Consider the following 18,772-nt stretch of genomic DNA (forward strand, 5'->3'; position numbering starts at 1 on the left):
ATACTCCAAGGCACTCTTGTTTGATATAGATGGCGCCGCCCCATGCCCAAAGGATTGATTCGCGCCGCTGGCGCTTTGTTGACCGCCCTTGCCCTTTACAGCTTGCTGGGCTTTTTGATTCTCCCCGGTATCGCGCTTCGCATTGCCAACCAGCAACTGGCCAATTACGCCACGGTGCCAGCACGGCTCGAGCGAATAGAGCTCAACCCGTTCAGCCTGGAAGTGACGGCATGGGGGCTCAAAATAGGCGAGCCTGGCAAAGAACAAGTGGGTTTCGAACGCCTCTACGCCAACCTGCAAATCGACAGTCTATGGACCCGAGCCCTGCACCTGGCTGATGTGCAATTGGACAAGCCCAAGACCGAGTTGCTGTTCGACAAGTCCGGCAAGTTGAATCTGGCGCAGTTGTTCAAGCTGCCCGCCAGCGAGCCCGCCCCGGCCGATCCGGATGCCAAGCCTTTCCCGCTGCGTGTCGACGGCATCAAATTGTCGGGCGGCTATGTGCACTTTCAAGACTTGCGCCCCAGCGAGCCTATCGAGTTTCTATACGACTCACTCGACTTCGAGCTAAAAAACCTCAGCACCCTGCCGGAAGACAATGCCGACATGACGCTGGTCGCGGCGGGGCCTGACGGTGGGAGAATCGATTGGAAAGGTAATTTCAGCCTGGTGCCGATTACCTCCGAAGGTACGCTGAAGGTCACCGATGGCAAGATGAAAGCCTGGTGGCCCTATGTACGTGATGCGTTGCCCCTGGTGCTGGAAGACGGTGTGCTCAACTTCAGCACCGAATACACGTTCAGCCTGGCCAAAGAGACTGAACTGAACCTGACCAACACCGCCGCCAGCATCGCGCCATTTGCCATCAAGGCACCGGACGGCCGCCCGTTGGTGCGCCTGGAGCGCTTGGACGTCAGCGAGACCACGGTGGACCTGGCCAAGCAGCAGGTAATCGTCGGTAAGATCCGCAGCAACAAGCTGGAAACCTGGGCGGCCCTTGAGGCCGATGGGCAACTGGACTGGCAGAAACTGTTCGCCAGCCAACCCAGTAAACCCGCCAAGGCGCCGGAGCCTGCCAGCGCTCCGGCCACTGCCGACTCGCCAAAAGCCGAACCTGCGGCGCCGAGCAAACCGTGGCAGGTGCTGCTCAAGGATGTGCAACTACGCAACTATCAAGTGCACTTGGCCGACCGTCAAGCCAAACCGGCGGTAGCGCTGGAACTGGGGCCGTTGAACGTCGATGTGCAGAACTTCGATAGCCTCAACCAGAACCCGTTCACCTTGAAGCTCGACACGGGGCTGGGCAAGCAAGGCAAAATCCAGGCGACCGGCGAGGTCAACCTCAACCCAGTCAGCGCCAAGCTGAAGGTCAATACCCAGGACATCGACCTGCGGGTCGCCCAGTCCTACATCAGTCCGTTCATCCGCCTGGAACTGCGTAGCGGCATGCTCGGCAGCAATCTCGATGTGAACCTGAAAGGCACCGCCCCTCTGAAGTTGCAGGTCACCGGTCGGGCGCAGGTCGACCAACTGCACACCCTCGACACACTCAAAACGCGCGATTTCCTCAAATGGCAGCGTCTGGTACTCGAAGGCGTGAACTATCAGCACGGCGACAGCCTGTCGATCGACAAGGTCAACCTGCTGCAACCGTATGCGCGCTTCATGATCAATGATGACCGCACCACCAACATCGACGACCTGCTGATTCCACAGCCGGCCGACAGTGGTGCCAAGTCGGCAGCCAAACCGGCCAGCAAAGATAAGCCCCTTGGCATTCGTATCGGCCAGATTGCGATCAACGACGGCTCCGCCAACTTTGCCGACTTCAGCCTCACACCTAACTTCGCCACGGCGATTCAACAACTCAACGGACAAATCGGCACTATCGACAGCCGACAGGCCAAACCGGCCAGCGTCGACATCAAGGGTAAGGTGGACCGCTACGCGCCCGTTACCATCAAAGGCAGCGTGAATCCGTTTGATCCAATGGCAGCGCTGGACATCGCCACCAGCTTCAAGCGCGTCGAACTGACTAACCTGACGCCCTACTCTGGCAAATTCGCCGGCTTCCGTATCCGCAAGGGCCGACTCAACCTTGACCTGCACTACGTGATCACCAAGGGCCAATTGAAGGCCGAAAACAAAGTGGTGGTCGAGCAATTGCAACTGGGCGAGAAGGTCGACAGCACTGATGCGGTGGACTTGCCGATTCGCCTGGCGATTGCGCTACTCAAGGACAGTGACGGCAAAATCACCATTGAGTTGCCGGTGACGGGCGATTTGAACAATCCACAATTCAGCGTAATGCCGATCGTTTGGCAAACCCTGCGCAATCTCGTGGTCCGCGCGGCGACGGCGCCCTTCAAGTTTATCGGTGGGCTGGTGACCGGTGGGGGCTCGGAAGACCTCGGTAATGTCTCGTTCGGCCCGGGTTCCAGCGAGCTGAACAAAGACGCCGAAGGCGCCTTGAACACGCTGGCCAAGGCGCTTAAAGAGCGACCTGCCCTGCGCCTGGAAATCGAAGGCACGGCCGCTGCCAGCAGTGACGGGCCGCTCCTCGCCGCGCAGCGCCTGGAACGCGAATACCAATACAACTACTACAAGATGCTGCAACGCCGTGGTGACAAGGTTCCGGCCCAGGCGTCCTTGCTGGAAGTACCGGAAAGTGAAAAAGCACCGTTGCTGGAAGGCATCTACCGCACCCGTCTGAAACAGCAGCCGCCGGCGGAGTGGAAAGACCTCAGCCGCGATGAACGTACCGCCAAGCTGAAGGACGGCGTGATCAAATTCTGGAGTGGCAGTGATGTGTTGCTGCGCCAGTTGGGCCAAGACCGCGCAAGCACTATCAAGGATTACCTGGTAGACAAAGGACAGTTGGAAGATGACCGGGTGTACTTCATCGATGCCAACCTGGGGCAGGCAGAGAAGGATGGTCGAGTGGTGACACCGATGCATCTGGATGCTGAGTAACCGGGCAGCCATACACATCTGAAAGTGAGAGCGGGCTTGCTCGCGAATACGGTGTATCAGCAGCTTATAAGTTGACTTACACTCCGTATTCGCGAGCAAGCCCGCTCCCACATTTGTTCTTCATAAGCCTACAGAATGTATTCCGAGCCAGAATAGAACAGGCCCCGACACAAGTGCCGGGGCCTGTAATGACCACATCCGTGTGGTCGGTCGCATGAACTTGTGAAGGTGCGTTGAGTGTATATCTAGCTCACTCGCCGCCGCCGGCGCCTAGTTCAGGCGAATTCTGGAGCGTTACTCTGCTTTTAGGCCATCAGCCGATACAGCTTTAACGCCTTTGATTTTCTTGGTGATCGCTACAGCTGTGTCTTTCTGCGCTTCAGTCACAGCAGTAGTCGACGACAGCGAGACCACACCTTGGTTGGTTTCGACTTTGATGTCGGTACCAGGAATGCCTTTCTCGGTGACCAGATCAGCTTTCACTTTGGTGGTGATCCAAGTATCGGAGGTTGCACCTTTAGCATCAGCAGCGGCGACCTTGGTTTTGTCGACGTTGTCAGCTTTGTATGCGCCACCTGCGTGCAGGCTGTCAGCAGAAACAGCTTTCACACCTTTGATTTTCTTGGTGATGGCGACTGCGGTCGCTTTTTGCGAGGCAGAGATCTTCACGTCGGAGGACAGGGTAACCACGCCGTTGTTGGTTTCAACTTTGATGTCCGAACCAGGAATACCTTTTTCTGTCAGCAGGTCGGCTTTCACTTTGGTGGTGATCCAAGTGTCCGAAGTAGCTTCCTTGGCCTGGGTCACTTCACCGGCCGCCAGAGTCATAGGGGCCTGGGAAGGTTGGGCGAAGGCAGCGTTAGCCATGGCCAGGGTCAGAGCGGTAGCAGTTGCGGTAGCGAGAGCGAACTTCTTCATACGAGTAACTCCTGTTTTATTAAAAGACTGCAGTGTGTGAACCTTGATGCTGCAGCGCTAACAGGGTTGTTGCAGGCACTGTGCCAACTCTCCGCATCAAATTAAACCCTTATAAATCAACAGCTTAATAAAATTGCTAATTTTCGGAATCGTGCAACTTGCATGAACATGAGCTTGCCTGCATGCAAGTTGCGGGTTTTAGATATAACTAAGCGACTGATTTTTAGACATTTTCTTATAGGCATAAAAAAAGGACTCCGAAGAGTCCCTTTTTCAGCGTACAGCTTTGGGGTAATTAAACGCCCGAAGCCTTGGCTGCTGCTACGTCCTTGATGGAGAGCTTGATACGGCCGCGGTTGTCCACGTCCAGTACCAGTACTTCCACTTCCTGGCCTTCTTTCAGAATGTCGGTCACTTTCTCAACGCGGGCGTCGCTCAGCATGGAGATGTGAACCAGACCGTCTTTGCCCGGCAGGATGTTAACGAATGCGCCGAAGTCGACGATGCGCTCAACCTTACCGACGTAGATCTTGCCGATCTCGGCTTCCGCAGTGATGCCCAGAACGCGCTGACGCGCCGCTTCTGCAGCTTCCTTGGTTTCGCCGAAGATCTTGATCGAGCCGTCGTCTTCGATGTCGATCGAAGCCTTGGTCTCTTCGCAGATCGCACGAATGGTCGCGCCACCTTTACCGATAACATCACGGATTTTGTCGGTGTCGATTTTCATCGCGATCATGGTCGGAGCATTTTCCGACAGTTCGGTACGGGACTGACCAATGATCTGGTTCATCTGGCCGAGGATGTTCAGGCGCGCTTCCAGGGCTTGGCCCAGAGCGATTTCCATGATCTCTTCGGTGATGCCTTTGATCTTGATGTCCATCTGCAGCGCGGTAACACCTTTGGCGGTACCGGCCACTTTGAAGTCCATGTCGCCCAGGTGGTCTTCGTCACCCAGGATGTCGGTCAGGATGGCGAACTTCTCGCCTTCTTTAACCAGGCCCATGGCGATACCGGCAACCGGTGCCTTCATCGGCACACCAGCGTCCATCAGCGCCAGGGAAGCACCGCAGACCGAAGCCATGGAGCTGGAACCGTTGGACTCAGTAATTTCCGACACAACGCGGATGGTATACGGGAACACGTCAGCAGCAGGCAGCATGGCGGCGATCGAACGACGAGCCAGACGGCCGTGACCGATTTCGCGACGACCAGCGCCACCCATGCGACCACACTCGCCCACCGAAAACGGAGGGAAGTTGTAGTGCAGCATGAACGGGTCTTTTTTCTCGCCTTCCAGGGTGTCCAGCAGCTGCGCGTCACGGGCAGTACCCAGGGTCGCAACGACCAGAGCCTGAGTTTCACCACGGGTGAACAGGGCCGAACCGTGAGTCTTAGGCAGAACGCCGACTTCGATGTTCAGCGGACGTACAGTGCGGGTGTCGCGACCGTCGATACGTGGCTTGCCGTTAACGATGTTTTCGCGAACGGTGCGGTATTCGATTTCACCGAAGGCAGCTTTGACTTCGCTGGAAGAAGGCTGGCCTTCTTCACCGGACAGCTTGGCAACAACCTGATCCTTCAACTCACCCAGGCGAGCGTAACGGTCGGCCTTGACGGTGATGGCGTATGCCTGGGAGATCGCGTCGCCGAACTCGGCACGGATAGCGCCCAACAATGCGGTAGCTTCAGGCTGTGGAGCCCAAGCCCAGGTTGGTTTGGCAGCTTCGGCAGCCAATTCTTTAACAGCGTTGATCACAACCTGGAACTCGTCGTGAGCAAACAGCACGGCGCCCAGCATCTGGTCTTCGGTCAGCTCTTTGGCTTCCGATTCAACCATCAACACGGCTTCCGAGGTACCGGCTACGACCATGTCCAGGCTCGAAGCTTTCTGTTGCTCGTAAGTCGGGTTCAGCAGGTAACCGGTGCTTTCGTGGAAGGCAACGCGGGCAGCGCCGATCGGGCCATCGAAAGGAATACCCGAAATAGCCAGGGCAGCAGAGGTACCGATCATCGCAGCGATGTCCGGATCGGTCTTCTTGCTGGTGGAAACGACGGTGCAGACAACCTGCACTTCGTTCATGAAGCCTTCTGGGAACAGCGGACGGATCGGACGGTCGATCAGTCGGGAAGTCAGGGTTTCTTTCTCGGAAGGACGGCCTTCACGCTTGAAGAAACCGCCAGGGATCTTACCGGCAGCGTAAGTCTTTTCCTGGTAGTGAACGGAAAGAGGGAAGAAGCCTTTGCTCGGGTCAGCGGTCTTGGCGCCAACAACGGTCACCAGAACGGTAACGTCGTCGTCAACGGTAACCAGCACTGCGCCGGAGGCTTGACGGGCGATACGGCCTGTCTCGAGGGTAACGGTCGACTGACCGAACTGGAATTTTTTGATAACCGGGTTCACGGTGTCCTACCTTCTTTGTGGCTCTTGGGGAACTTGTCTTCTTGCGAAATTCTTGGGCAATGTCGGGAATCGGCCCGACCCTCGTCCAGGGTAAAACGTGTATCCAGATAAAACTTGAGGCTGGGAGCCTGCCATGGGCCAGCGGGAATCCCACTGACACACGGCAGACAACCAACCTCTAGCGCAATCGCTTATTAGCGACGCAGACCCAGGCGACCGATCAGAGCCTGATAGCGACCCAGATCCTTGCCTTTCAGGTAGTCCAGCAGCTTACGGCGCTGGTTTACCATGCGGATCAGACCACGACGGGAGTGGTGGTCTTTACCGTTGGCCTTGAAGTGACCTTGCAGCTTGTTGATGTTGTGGGTCAGCAGTGCAACTTGCACTTCTGGCGAACCAGTGTCACCAACAGCTTGCTGATAGTCAGCTACGATTTGTGCTTTTTCTTGAACGTCGAGAGCCATGAGGCAATCCTTTTTTCAGGAAACCACCCAAAGGGCAGTTTCAACAGGCCAGGGACAAATCCCTGTATCTAAAAATGAGTGTTGACCATGCCTGTTAACAGCCACACTCGTTCGGTCATTCTGACCGAATCAGTCGACGCGGCGCGATGCGCCCGTCTTCGCTCACTTCACCGATACCGATAAAGCGACCGTTATGATCCTGCACCCGCACCATACCGAACTTCGGGGCATCCGGGGCACGTACCGGTTGGCCGTTGAGCCAGTAGAACGCGCTGTGCTCCGAGAAGTGCAGCAATGGCCAATCCAGCAAGCCGCTGTCTGAAGGCATCAGGAAGCGATCAACCGCTTCGTTGCCACCTTCAGCATGCACCGCTTCCAACTCTTCCAGCGTGACCGTCTGGGCCAGGCTGAAAGGACCGGCCTGGGTGCGTCGCAATTCTGCAACGTACGCGCCGCAACCGAGCTTTTCACCAATATCTTCCACCAGGGTACGGATATAGGTGCCTTTGCTGCAGTCCACGGCCAAGCGGGCGGTGTCGCCTTCACAGGCGAGCAATTCCAAGCGCGCAATAGTAACAGAACGCGGTTCTCGCTCCACTACTTCGCCGGCACGTGCCAGCTTGTAAAGAGGCTGCCCATCGCGCTTGAGCGCCGAGTACATCGGCGGTATCTGACTGATTTGCCCACGAAAACCGGGTAGAGCAGCTTCAATATCAGCACGACCAACGGTCACGTCGCGAACCTGCAAAACATCACCTTCGGCGTCGGCCGTGGTGGTGGTCTTGCCCAGTTGCATCAGGGTTTCATAACCCTTGTCGGAATCGAGCAGGTATTGCGAGAACTTCGTCGCCTCGCCAAAGCACAGCGGCAACACGCCGGTGGCCAAGGGGTCTAGGCTGCCGGTGTGCCCGGCCTTCTCGGCATTGAGCAGCCAGCGGACCTTCTGCAACGCGGCATTGGAGGTAAAGCCAATGGGTTTGTCGAGCAGAATGATGCCGCTGACATTGCGACGTATACGTTTGACCTGAGCCACCGCTTACTCCTTGGCGTCTTCAGGTGTGGAGGGGCGCTGGCTGTCTTCAGCCACGGCGCGCTCGATCAGAGCCGACAGGTGCGCACCACGCACGACACTTTCGTCGTAGTGGAAGTGCAACTGAGGAACGCTGCGCAGCTTCATCTCACGGGCCAACTGCATGCGCAGGAAACCCGCTGCCGAGTTGAGCACCTTGATGCTTTGTGCGATTTCTTCGCTGTTGTCCTGCCCCATCACAGTGATGAAGATCTTGGCGTGACCCACGTCACGGCTCACTTCAACGGCGGTGATGGTGACCAGACCAACGCGAGGGTCTTTGACTTCGCGACGGATCAGCTGGGCCAGCTCGCGCTGCATCTGATCGCCGATACGCTGGGTACGGCTGTATTCTTTTGCCATGTCTTGTTACCTGTTACTGCCACACGGTGAAACCCGTGGGGTCTGAAAGCGGCAAACGCCCGGCCTGACAAAAGCCAGACCGGGCGTTGCGTTTAGAGTCCGGACACAGCGCGGGACATTTGCATGCCCACACGCCGCGTGGCTCCTGAAGTGCGCGAGTTAGAGGCTGCGAGCAACCTGGACCTTCTCGTAAACTTCGATCTTGTCGCCAGGCTTAACGTCATTGTAGCTCTTGACGCCGATACCGCATTCCATGCCGGCACGCACTTCGGAAGCGTCATCCTTGAAGCGGCGCAGGGATTCCAGCTCGCCTTCAAAGATAACGATGTCTTCACGCAGTACACGGATTGGACGGTTACGGTGCACAACACCTTCGATAACCATGCAACCGGCGATCGCGCCGAATTTCGGCGAGCGGAACACATCACGCACCTCGGCCACACCCAGGATGTTCTCCCGGACATCGCTGCCAAGCATGCCGGTAAGCGCCTTCTTGACGTCTTCGATGATGTCGTAGATGACGTTGTAGTAACGCATGTCCAGGCCTTCCTGCTCGACGATCTTGCGAGCGCCAGCATCGGCACGCACGTTGAAACCGAACAGTACAGCGTTGGAAGCCAGTGCCAGGTTGGCGTCGGATTCGGTGATACCACCAACACCGCCACCGACAACGCGCACTTGCACTTCGTCGTTACCCAGGCCGTTCAAGGCGCCGTTCAACGCTTCGAGGGAGCCACGGACGTCAGATTTGAGGACGATGTTGAGCGTCTTCTTCTCTGCCTGGCCCATGTTTTCGAAGATGTTTTCCAGCTTGCCGGCGTGAGCACGAGCCAGTTTGACTTCGCGGAACTTGCCTTGACGGAACAGAGCCACTTCACGGGCTTTCTTCTCGTCCGACAGCACGCTCATCTCGTCGCCAGCGTCCGGAGTACCGTCCAGGCCGAGGATCTCGACAGGGATGGAAGGACCGGCTTCTTTGATTGGCTTGCCGTTCTCATCGAGCATGGCACGTACACGGCCATAGTTCGAACCGACCAGCACCATGTCGCCTTGGCGCAGGGTACCGTCTTGAACCAGAACAGTTGCAACCGGGCCACGACCTTTGTCGAGACGCGATTCAACCACAACACCGCGACCTGGGGCCGATGGGGTTGCTTTCAGTTCGAGTACTTCAGCTTGCAGCAGAACAGCTTCGAGCAGCTCGTCTACACCGGTACCGACTTTCGCCGAGACCGAAACGAACGGCGTATCACCGCCCCACTCTTCGGAAGTCACACCGTGAACCGACAGTTCGCTACGGATGCGATCGAGATCGGCGCCCGGCTTGTCGATTTTGTTCACGGCAACAACCAGTGGAACACCCGCAGCCTTGGCGTGCTGGACAGCTTCAATGGTCTGCGGCATCACGCCGTCGTCCGCTGCAACTACCAGGATCACGATGTCAGTCGCCTTGGCACCACGGGCACGCATTGCGGTAAACGCGGCGTGACCAGGGGTGTCGAGGAAAGTGACCATGCCGCGTTCGGTTTCAACGTGGTACGCACCGATGTGCTGGGTGATACCACCGGCTTCGCCAGCAGCTACCTTGGCACGACGGATATAGTCGAGCAGGGAAGTTTTACCATGGTCAACGTGGCCCATTACGGTCACAACTGGCGCACGGGAGAACGTCTCACCTTCAAACTTCAGGGACTCGGCCAGGGAATCTTCCAGGGCGGTGTCGCTGACCAGGGTCACTTTGTGGCCCAGTTCTTCGGCTACCAGTTGAGCAGTTTCCTGATCAAGCACCTGGTTGATGGTCGCTGGGGTGCCCAGTTTGAACATGAACTTGATGATTTCAGCAGCCTTGACCGACATCTGATTGGCGAGATCGCCAACAGAGATGGTCTCGCCGATCTGCACATCACGCACGACAGGGCCGGTTGGGCTCTGGAAACCGTGAGCGTTGCGTTTTTTCAGCTTGGCCTTGCCGCGACCACCACGACGGAAGCTATCGCTTTCCTCGTCGGTAGTACGTGGGGCAACGCGTGGCGCAGGCGCTTTCTCTTTGACCGAGGCACGATGCGGAGCATTTTTGCGCTCGCCATCACCGCCGCCGCCGCGACGATTGTTATCGTCAGCACGTGGCTTGTCCGGACGGCGAGGCTCTTCGCGCTTGCGGGCATCAGCAGCAGGTGCTGGTGCCGCAGCAACCGGAGCGGCTTCACGCACAGCTTCTACTGGCGCGCTAGGCGCGGAGACCGCTTCAGTAGTCGCAGGCTGGCGACGCGCTTCTTCTTCGGTGCGACGCTTGGCTTCTTCTTCAGCCTTCTGACGAGCAGCATTTTCTACTGCGCGACGTTCTTCCAGATCGCGTTTGCGCTCGGCTTCGATTTCTTCCGGGCTGCGTTGTACGAAGACTTTCTTCTTGCGTACTTCAACGCTGATGCTCTTGCTACCCGCAACACGCAGTGTGCTGGTGGTTTTGCGCTGCAATGTAATCTTGCGCGGTTCTTCCACTTTCGCCTTGTGGCTGCTCTTCAAGTGAGTCAGCAAAGACTGCTTCTCACTATCGCTCACACCTTCATCGGCGGCGGTGTGCGGCAGACCTGCCTCACGCATCTGCTGCAACAGGCGCTCTACCGGTGTTTTGACCTCATCGGCCAGTTGTTTCACCGTGACTTGCGTCATGCACTTCTCTCCTCAGGCCGCGCCTAGTTACTCGAACCAATGGGCTCGGGCGGCCATGATCAACTTGCCGGCACGATCTTCGTCAATGCCGTCGATGTCGAGCAGATCGTCAATAGACTGCTCGGCCAGGTCTTCGCGGGTAATTACGCCGCGCACCGCCAGTTCCATCGCCAAATCCTTGTCCATACCCTCAAGCGAGAGCAGGTCTTCGGCCGGATGGGCGTCTGCCAGCTTTTCCTCAGTAGCGATGGCTTTAGTCAACAAACGATCCTTGGCCCGAGCGCGAAGCTCGTTGACGGTGTCTTCGTCAAAGCCGTCGATGTTGAGCATTTCTTCCAACGGTACGTAGGCAATCTCTTCCAGGCTGGTGAAGCCTTCATCTACCAGCACCTGTGCCAGGTCTTCATCGACTTCGAGCTCTTCGATAAAGTTGCGCAGGATGTCACCGGTTTCTGCTTGCTGCTTAGCCTGGATGTCCGATTCGGTCATCACATTCAGGGTCCAACCGGTCAGTTGGCTGGCCAGACGCACGTTCTGACCACCACGACCAATGGCCTGAGCCAGGTTGTCTGCGCCGACGGCGATGTCCATTGCATGGGCATCCTCGTCAACGATAATTGCCGCCACTTCAGCCGGCGACATTGCGTTGATCACGAACTGAGCCGGGTTATCGTCCCACAGCACGATATCCACACGCTCACCGCCCAATTCGCCAGACACTGCCTGGACGCGCGAACCGCGCATACCAATGCAAGCACCTTGCGGATCAATACGCTTGTCCTTGGAACGGACCGCGATCTTGGCGCGCGAACCCGGGTCGCGGGACGCAGCCATGACTTCGATCAGGCCTTCGGCAATTTCCGGCACCTCGATACGGAACAGCTCGATCAGCATTTCCGGCGCGGTACGCGACAGGATCAACTGAGGACCGCGGTTCTCGGTGCGGATTTCCTTGAGCAGCGCACGCAGACGCACGCCGACACGGAAGGTTTCGCGAGAGATGATGTCTTCACGGGCCAGCAACGCTTCAGCGTTGTTGCCCAGGTCAACGATCACGTTGTCGCGGGTGACTTTCTTCACGGTACCGGAGATGATTTCACCCAGGCGCTCGCGATAAGCGTCAACAACTTGAGCGCGCTCGGCTTCGCGAACCTTCTGCACGATGACCTGCTTGGCGGTCTGTGCAGCAATACGGCCGAACTCGATCGATTCGATCTTTTCTTCTACGACATCACCGACATTGGCGCCAGGGTGCGTTTCGGCAACCTTGCTCGGCCAGGTTTCGATGGCCGGATCATCAAGATCGGCTTCTTCGACGACCGTCCAGCGACGGAAAGTCTCATAGGCACCGGTGTGGCGGTTGATTTCCACACGCAGATCTACTTCGTCTTCAAAACGCTTTTTGGTAGCAGTGGCCAGGGCCAGCTCCAGCGCTTCAAAAATCACGTTTGCCGGTACGCCCTTTTCATTGGATACCGACTCAACAACCAGCAGTACTTCTTTGCTCATCGTACGCCTCGCCTTTCGCAAGCCATTGGATCCGCGGGATCCGCGTCTCAGCCAAAACTGGGAATAATGTTGGCCTTGTCGATCATATCGATCGGCAACAGGAACTCATGGTCTTCCACTTGCACCACAACGTCCTGCTCTTCTACACCGCGCAGAAGGCCCTGAAAATTGCGTCGCCCTTCGAATGGGGATCGCAGCTTGATCTTCACTTGTTCACCGGCAAATTTTGCAAACTGATCAATAGTGAACAGTGGGCGTTCCATGCCTGGCGAGGAAACTTCGAGGGTGTATTCAACGGCAATTGGATCTTCAACATCCAGCACACCGCTGATCTGACGGCTGACAATGGCACAATCGTCCACCAGCACGCCGCCCTCTTTATCGATATAAACGCGCAACATTGAGTGGCGACCTTGAGCCGAAAACTCAATACCCCAGCATTCATAGCCTAGGGCCACGACCACCGGGGCCAGCAAGGCCTGCAACTCTTCTAGCTTGCTCGACACCTGAACCCCCTCGTGCATGTATGTGCATGCTGTGCAAAATAAAAAAATGGGCGAAACGCCCATCCTTGAAACGCCGTCGAACAGCGGCGTTGAAAGTGTCCAGCTAACAAAAAGCCCCTTAAAAGGGGCTCCGCTAAAACTGGTTGCGGGGGCCGGATTTGAACCGACGACCTTCGGGTTATGAGCCCGACGAGCTACCAGACTGCTCCACCCCGCGACAAAGCTGGGGCGGAAGTATACGACTGATCCCCAACAGGGTCAATGTAACCTTCCACCTACAAGAAAGCCCGCAACAGCGGGCTTTCCTGATAATTGGTACCGAGAAGGGGACTCGAACCCCTACACCCTATGGGCACAACCACCTCAAGGTTGCGTGTCTACCAATTCCACCACCTCGGCAATACAGCGTTTACAACCTTCTTACTTCTGCTCTTGAGCTGGAGGCACGTCAGTCGCTGGAGTAGCCGACTTTTGCTCTTGAAGCACCGGGACATCATCAGAAGCCGGTTTTGCTTTTGGTACTTCCAACACTGCTGGGTTTGGCAAACCTACTTGAGTCAGCACATGAGCTTTCTCTTTAGCAAAGTAACCTAACCCTAAGCTGGTTATGAAGAAACCGGCGGCAAGTATAGCAGTAAACTTACTAAGAAAGGTAGAGGTACCTTGGCTTCCGAATACAGTATTTGAAGCACCTGCACCGAAAGACGCACCAGCATCTGCACCTTTACCCTGTTGCAGCAAAACCAGGGCAACTACGCCCAAGGCAGCCAACAGATGAAAAACGACTACGACTGTTTCCAGCATTTTTTCAGTTTCCCGCGGCGCGACAAATCGCACCGAACTCATCTGCATTCAGGGAAGCTCCACCAATGAGCCCCCCATCGATATCCGGCATGCCGAACAGTTCGACCGCATTGGCCGCCTTCACGCTGCCGCCGTATAGAAGACGCACACCTTGTGCGACTTCAGAATTCTCTGCCGCCAACTGCGCGCGGATGGCTGCGTGCACATCCTGCGCCTGTTGCGGTGTAGCAGTCAGCCCGGTACCAATGGCCCAGACCGGCTCGTAAGCAATTACCGCTTTTGCAAACGCACCAACACCCAGCTCCTCGATGATGCTGCCCAGCTGACGCGAGACAACTTCAAGAGTCTTGCCCGATTCGCGCTGCTCCAGGGTTTCCCCTATGCACAACACTGGAATCAAGCCACAAGCCTGTGCTGCGGCGAACTTGCGGTTGAGTGTCCCATCACGCTCGCCCATCATCTGACGGCGTTCGGAGTGCCCAACAAGCACATAGGAACAACCCGCATCGACCAACTGACTCGGCGAAATCTCACCGGTCAACGCACCTTGCATCGGTTCCACCGCAGAGTTCTGCGCGCCGACCTGAATCGACTTACCTTTCAAGCCATCAACCACTTGGTTGATATGCAGGCAAGGTGGAAAAACCGCAACATCAACACCGCTAGGCAAGGCCAGGTGACGAAGGCCGTTGATCAGCTCAGCGACACTGGCGCGGGTACCGTGCATCTTCCAGTTACCAGCTACCATAGTGCGACGCATGCTGTACCTCGTCGGTCAAAGTGGGCGCAGATGTTACCCAACCACATCATCACTGGCAAGCCGAATTCAGGCGCAAACTTCAGTTACCAGTTTTGCCAGGTCTTCGGCATGGCCGCGAACCTGTGTTTCGTCGTCACCTTCAACCATGACGCGCACCAGAGGCTCTGTGCCGGACTTGCGCAACAACACACGGCCACGCCCCGCCATCGCCAGAGTCACGCGCTCGCACGCCTCCTTGACAGCAGGGTGATCGATCGGGTTTTCGCCACCGGCAAAACGCACATTGAGCAGCACTTGCGGACATTTACGCAGCGCCTGACGCGCCTGGGCGAGGCTCTCTTCGCGACGACGCAATGACAGCAGCACCTGCAGCGCAGCAATAATCGCATCGCCTGTGGTGGTGTGCTGGAAGCAGACAACGTGCCCGGAATTCTCGCCCCCCACCAGCCAATTACGCTCAAGCAGTTCGGCGATCACATAGCGGTCACCGACATTGGCGCGCACGAATGGAATCCCCAGGTCTGCCAAGGCCAGCTCAAGCCCCAAATTACTCATCAGTGTGCCGACAACGCCGCCTTGCAGCTTGTTACGCTCATGCAGGTCGCGTGCAATGATGAACAACAGATCATCACCATCAACAATGGCACCCGTGTGATCCACCATCAGAACGCGGTCGCCATCACCATCGAAGGCAATACCCAAGTCGGCATGCTCGGCAAGGACGGCCGCCTGCAACTGCCCCATATGAGTAGAGCCGCAGTTATCGTTGATGTTCAAGCCGTTCGGCTGGGCCGACAGAACCGTCACGTCCGCACCCAATTCCTTGAATACGCTGGGCGCTACTTTGTAGGTAGCACCATGAGCGCAGTCGACCACAATTTTGAGGCCGGCGAAATTGGTACTGCTCGGCACACTGCTCTTGCAGAATTCGATATAGCGGCCAGAGGCGTCGTTGATTCGCGACACCTTGCCCAGCTTGCTGGAATCAACCACCGTCATCGGCGCGTCCAGCAGCTCTTCAATCATCAACTCGATCTCGTCCGGCAGCTTGGTGCCCTGGCCCGAGAAGAACTTGATGCCGTTATCATCATGGGGGTTGTGCGAGGCACTGATCACGATACCGGCTTCAGCGTGAAAGGTACGCGTCAGGTAGGCGATCGCTGGCGTCGGCATAGGCCCCAGCAGCATTACATCGGCACCCGCGGCGGACAGACCTGCTTCCAATGCGGACTCAAACATGTAACCCGAAATACGGGTGTCCTTGCCGACCAGGATGCGGCACGCGCCCATACTGCGGAACGCCATACCCGCCGCCCAACCCAGCTTGAGCATGAAGTCAGGGGTAATTGGAAATTCGCCGACCCGACCACGGATACCGTCGGTGCCAAAGTATTTTTTAGTCATAAGTGCTCCATCATTCTTATTCGGCTGATTCTACCGCAGCAATCATACGCACCACATCCACGGTCTGGGCGACATCATGCACGCGCAAGATGCGTGCACCCTTGGTTATCGCGAGCGCTGCCAGTGCAAGACCACCGTACAACCGCTCGCCCACCGGACGATTCAGCGCCAGCCCGATCATGCTCTTGCGCGAAACACCGACCAACAGCGGCCGACCAAGTGCGTGCAGGGATTCCATATGCTTGAACAGGCTTAAATTGTGTTGCAGGGTCTTAGCGAAGCCAAAGCCGGGATCGAGGATGATCTTTTCAGCCGCAATCCCTACGGCAGCGCATTGAGCAATCCGCTCAGCGAGAAAACCACTCACTTCACCAACAAGATCATCATAGTGAGGACTGTCCTGCATATTGCCGGGCTCACCCAGCATATGCATCAGACACACCGGCAAACCGCTAGCCGCGGCAGCATCCAATGCGCCATCTCGCTGAAGAGAGCGTACATCGTTGATCAGCCCGGCGCCCAGGCGCGCAGTCTCGCGCATCACGGCAGGGGTCGACGTATCAACCGAGATGATCACATCCAACTCTCGGGAAATGCGCTCAACGATGGGCGCCACCCTCTCCAGCTCCTCCAGGGGAGAAACTACGCGAGCACCGGGGCGAGTAGACTCACCGCCGACATCAATAAGGGTTGCCCCTGCCGCCACCATTGCCTCTGCGTGACGCAGCGCGGCATCAAGCTGGCTGAAGCGGCCACCATCGGAAAAAGAGTCGGGGGTTACATTAAGAATGCCCATAACGTGTGTATGGGCCAAATCAAGAACCCGGCTGCCGCAAGGCAACCGGGTGGAGGACACAACAGAAGTCATTTCAAACCTTAGACGTCAGCTGCCGGGCCGCCGATTGGTGTTTCAGGGCGCTCATTCTGAACCACAGGCGGAGTGCCTGAAGTACCCGAACCACCTTCCCAATCGCGAGGCTCGCGCGGTGCGCGACCCGCCATGATGTCGTCAATCTGGTCGGCATCAATGGTCTCGTACTTCATCAGCGCATCAGCCATTGCATCCAGCTTGTCGCGATTGTCGGTCAGGATCTGCTTGGCCGTGCCGTAGCATTGGTCAATGATACTGCGCACCTCGGAGTCGATCAGCTTAGCCGTCTCACCGGAGAAGCTGGCGCTTTGACCACCACCGCCACGCCCCAGGAATACCTCGCCCTCTTCCTCGGCATACATCAAAGGACCGAGTTTTTCAGAGAGGCCCCACTTGGTGACCATGTTCCGTGCAATCTGGCTGGCACGCATGATGTCGTTGGATGCGCCAGTGGTCACACCGTCGAAGCCCAGCGTCATCTCTTCAGCAATTCGGCCACCGTACAGCGAGCAGATCTGGCTGATCAGTGCGCGCTTGGAAAGGCTGTAACGATCCTCTTCCGGCAGGAACATGGTGACACCCAGCGCCCGACCACGAGGAATGATCGACACTTTGTAGACCGGGTCGTGCTCAGGCACAACGCGACCGACAATGGCGTGACCGGCTTCGTGATAAGCAGTGTTCTGCTTCTCTTTTTCCGACATGACCATGGATTTGCGCTCGGCACCCATCATGATCTTGTCTTTCGCCAGTTCGAACTCTTTCATTTCAACGATGCGCTTGCCGGTACGGGCAGCGAACAGCGAAGCCTCGTTGACCAGGTTAGCCAAGTCAGCACCGGAGAAACCTGGAGTACCACGGGCAATCACGGCCGGAGCCACATCATCACCCATTGGCACTTTGCGCATGTGTACTTTCAGGATCTGTTCGCGGCCACGGATATCCGGCAAGCCGACCACGACTTGACGGTCGAAACGACCAGGACGCAGCAGCGCAGGGTCCAGCACGTCAGGCCGGTTGGTTGCAGCGATGACGATGATGCCGTCATTCATTTCAAAGCCGTCCATCTCAACCAGCAACTGGTTGAGGGTCTGCTCACGCTCATCATGACCACCGCCCATGCCGGCACCACGATGGCGACCAACGGCGTCGATTTCATCGATGAAGATGATGCAAGGCGCGTGCTTCTTGGCTTGTTCGAACATGTCGCGAACACGGCTTGCACCGACACCAACAAACATCTCTACGAAGTCAGAACCGGAAATAGTGAAGAACGGCACCTTGGCTTCGCCGGCAATCGCCTTGGCCAGCAAGGTTTTACCAGTACCCGGAGGACCGACCATCAGCACGCCGCGCGGAATACGACCACCCAGGCGCTGGAACTTGCCTGGATCGCGCAGGAACTCGACCAGCTCACCCACTTCCTCCTTGGCCTCGTCGCAACCGGCAACGTCAGCCAGGGTGGTTTTCACCTGGTCTTCGGAGAGCAGGCGCGCCTTGCTCTTGCCGAAGCTCATCGGCCCGCCCTTGCCTCCCGCACCGCCTTGCATCTGGCGCATGAAGAACATGAACACAGCGATGATCACCAGAATCGGGAAGCTCGCCACCAGAAGTTGGGTCCAGATGCTTTGCTGCTCAGGCTGCTTGCCCTCAACAACGACCTTGTTATCCACCAGATCGCCGATCAGACCGTTGTCCTGAATGGCCGGACGAATGGTCTTGAAGCTGTCGCCATCGACGCGCTTACCGGTAATCACGTAGCCATCAACCGCTACGCGCTCGACCTTGCCATCCTTAACTTGCTGGATGAAGTCGGAATAGTTGAGGGTCTGCGGCTCGTTAGGGCTGGAGAAGTTGTTCATCACCGTCACAAGGACAGCCGCGATGATCAACCACAGGATCAGATTCTTTGCCATATCGTTCAATTAACTACCCTCTGAAGCAAGCTCCGCTACTGGCGCGCGCTTCGCATGATATTCACCGGCCTAACTTACTACATTACCTACAACTCTTGCAGGCGCCGTCTGTAACCCTTTGTGAAACTTTGACTACACAATATT

The 18,772-nt window shown here is 57.0% G+C and carries 14 protein-coding genes and 2 tRNA genes; 1 reads left to right on the forward strand and 15 read right to left on the reverse strand.

The features are described from left to right. The first annotated feature begins 42 nt into the window (after positions 1-42). Complete coding sequence (locus JBO08_RS23640) at positions 43-2,973, forward strand: DUF748 domain-containing protein (protein WP_065875674.1); 2,931 nt, start codon at positions 43-45, stop codon at positions 2,971-2,973. Positions 2,974-3,267: 294 nt separating this feature from the next. Here JBO08_RS23640 and JBO08_RS23645 read toward each other — a convergent pair whose 3' ends face one another. The 15 genes from JBO08_RS23645 to ftsH all read right to left on the reverse strand — a co-directional run bounded on the left by JBO08_RS23645 (position 3,268) and on the right by ftsH (position 18,628). Then, positions 3,268-3,891, reverse strand: a complete 624-nt coding sequence (locus JBO08_RS23645; RefSeq protein WP_049711496.1) for a BON domain-containing protein — start codon at positions 3,889-3,891, stop codon at positions 3,268-3,270. Between the two features lie 295 nt (positions 3,892-4,186). After that, positions 4,187-6,292 carry a polyribonucleotide nucleotidyltransferase gene (gene pnp, locus JBO08_RS23650; RefSeq protein ID WP_057725022.1) on the reverse strand — a complete coding sequence of 702 codons (2,106 nt, stop codon included), beginning with the start codon at positions 6,290-6,292 and terminating at the stop codon, positions 4,187-4,189. A 194-nt stretch (positions 6,293-6,486) separates the two neighbouring features. Further along, entirely contained in the window at positions 6,487-6,756 is a 270-nt protein-coding gene (gene rpsO / locus JBO08_RS23655) for a 30S ribosomal protein S15 (RefSeq protein WP_003176135.1), read from the reverse strand. A 115-nt stretch (positions 6,757-6,871) separates the two neighbouring features. Next, positions 6,872-7,789, reverse strand: coding sequence for a tRNA pseudouridine(55) synthase TruB (truB, locus tag JBO08_RS23660; RefSeq protein ID WP_016976825.1), 918 nt, complete (start codon positions 7,787-7,789; stop codon positions 6,872-6,874). 3 nt (positions 7,790-7,792) lie between these two features. Then, entirely contained in the window at positions 7,793-8,188 is a 396-nt protein-coding gene (gene rbfA, locus JBO08_RS23665; RefSeq protein ID WP_065875288.1) for a 30S ribosome-binding factor RbfA, read from the reverse strand. Between the two features lie 159 nt (positions 8,189-8,347). After that, on the reverse strand, positions 8,348-10,858 hold the full coding sequence (gene infB, locus JBO08_RS23670; RefSeq protein ID WP_065881646.1) for a translation initiation factor IF-2: 2,511 nt from the start codon (positions 10,856-10,858) through the stop codon (positions 8,348-8,350). 27 nt (positions 10,859-10,885) lie between these two features. Then, a complete protein-coding gene (gene nusA, locus JBO08_RS23675; RefSeq protein WP_049711491.1) occupies positions 10,886-12,367 on the reverse strand; it encodes a transcription termination factor NusA in 1,482 nt (493 codons plus the stop codon). A gap of 47 nt (positions 12,368-12,414) precedes the next feature. Continuing rightward, entirely contained in the window at positions 12,415-12,873 is a 459-nt protein-coding gene (rimP, locus tag JBO08_RS23680) for a ribosome maturation factor RimP (protein WP_049713475.1), read from the reverse strand. Positions 12,874-13,013: 140 nt separating this feature from the next. After that, a tRNA-Met gene (locus JBO08_RS23685) sits at positions 13,014-13,090 on the reverse strand. Between the two features lie 96 nt (positions 13,091-13,186). After that, positions 13,187-13,272 (reverse strand) — tRNA-Leu (locus tag JBO08_RS23690). Between the two features lie 21 nt (positions 13,273-13,293). Further along, positions 13,294-13,677, reverse strand: a complete 384-nt coding sequence (gene secG, locus JBO08_RS23695) for a preprotein translocase subunit SecG (RefSeq protein ID WP_083207073.1) — start codon at positions 13,675-13,677, stop codon at positions 13,294-13,296. Between the two features lie 4 nt (positions 13,678-13,681). Further along, a complete protein-coding gene (tpiA, locus tag JBO08_RS23700) occupies positions 13,682-14,437 on the reverse strand; it encodes a triose-phosphate isomerase (protein ID WP_003194193.1) in 756 nt (251 codons plus the stop codon). Between the two features lie 66 nt (positions 14,438-14,503). Continuing rightward, positions 14,504-15,841, reverse strand: coding sequence for a phosphoglucosamine mutase (gene glmM / locus JBO08_RS23705; RefSeq protein WP_065875290.1), 1,338 nt, complete (start codon positions 15,839-15,841; stop codon positions 14,504-14,506). Between the two features lie 16 nt (positions 15,842-15,857). Continuing rightward, positions 15,858-16,709, reverse strand: a complete 852-nt coding sequence (gene folP / locus JBO08_RS23710) for a dihydropteroate synthase (protein WP_065875291.1) — start codon at positions 16,707-16,709, stop codon at positions 15,858-15,860. A gap of 8 nt (positions 16,710-16,717) precedes the next feature. After that, positions 16,718-18,628 carry an ATP-dependent zinc metalloprotease FtsH gene (gene ftsH, locus JBO08_RS23715; protein ID WP_065875292.1) on the reverse strand — a complete coding sequence of 637 codons (1,911 nt, stop codon included), beginning with the start codon at positions 18,626-18,628 and terminating at the stop codon, positions 16,718-16,720. Positions 18,629-18,772 lie beyond the last annotated feature (144 nt).

The sequence above is a fragment of the Pseudomonas sp. LAP_36 genome (assembly GCF_019456785.1).
Lineage (GTDB): Bacteria > Pseudomonadota > Gammaproteobacteria > Pseudomonadales > Pseudomonadaceae > Aquipseudomonas > Aquipseudomonas tritici.

Bases quoted from the DNA above. Each gene is read 5' to 3' on its own strand.
- rbfA (WP_065875288.1), bottom strand. From the start codon at position 8,188: ATGGCAAAAGAATACAGCCGTACCCAGCGTATCGGCGATCAGATGCAG.
- nusA (WP_049711491.1), bottom strand. From the start codon at position 12,367: ATGAGCAAAGAAGTACTGCTGGTTGTTGAGTCGGTATCCAATGAAAAG.
- folP (WP_065875291.1), bottom strand. From the start codon at position 16,709: ATGACTTCTGTTGTGTCCTCCACCCGGTTGCCTTGCGGCAGCCGGGTT.
- rpsO (WP_003176135.1), bottom strand. From the start codon at position 6,756: ATGGCTCTCGACGTTCAAGAAAAAGCACAAATCGTAGCTGACTATCAG.
- tpiA (WP_003194193.1), bottom strand. From the start codon at position 14,437: ATGCGTCGCACTATGGTAGCTGGTAACTGGAAGATGCACGGTACCCGC.
- JBO08_RS23640 (WP_065875674.1), top strand. From the start codon at position 43: ATGCCCAAAGGATTGATTCGCGCCGCTGGCGCTTTGTTGACCGCCCTT.
- glmM (WP_065875290.1), bottom strand. From the start codon at position 15,841: ATGACTAAAAAATACTTTGGCACCGACGGTATCCGTGGTCGGGTCGGC.
- secG (WP_083207073.1), bottom strand. From the start codon at position 13,677: ATGCTGGAAACAGTCGTAGTCGTTTTTCATCTGTTGGCTGCCTTGGGC.
- JBO08_RS23645 (WP_049711496.1), bottom strand. From the start codon at position 3,891: ATGAAGAAGTTCGCTCTCGCTACCGCAACTGCTACCGCTCTGACCCTG.
- infB (WP_065881646.1), bottom strand. From the start codon at position 10,858: ATGACGCAAGTCACGGTGAAACAACTGGCCGATGAGGTCAAAACACCG.
- ftsH (WP_065875292.1), bottom strand. From the start codon at position 18,628: ATGGCAAAGAATCTGATCCTGTGGTTGATCATCGCGGCTGTCCTTGTG.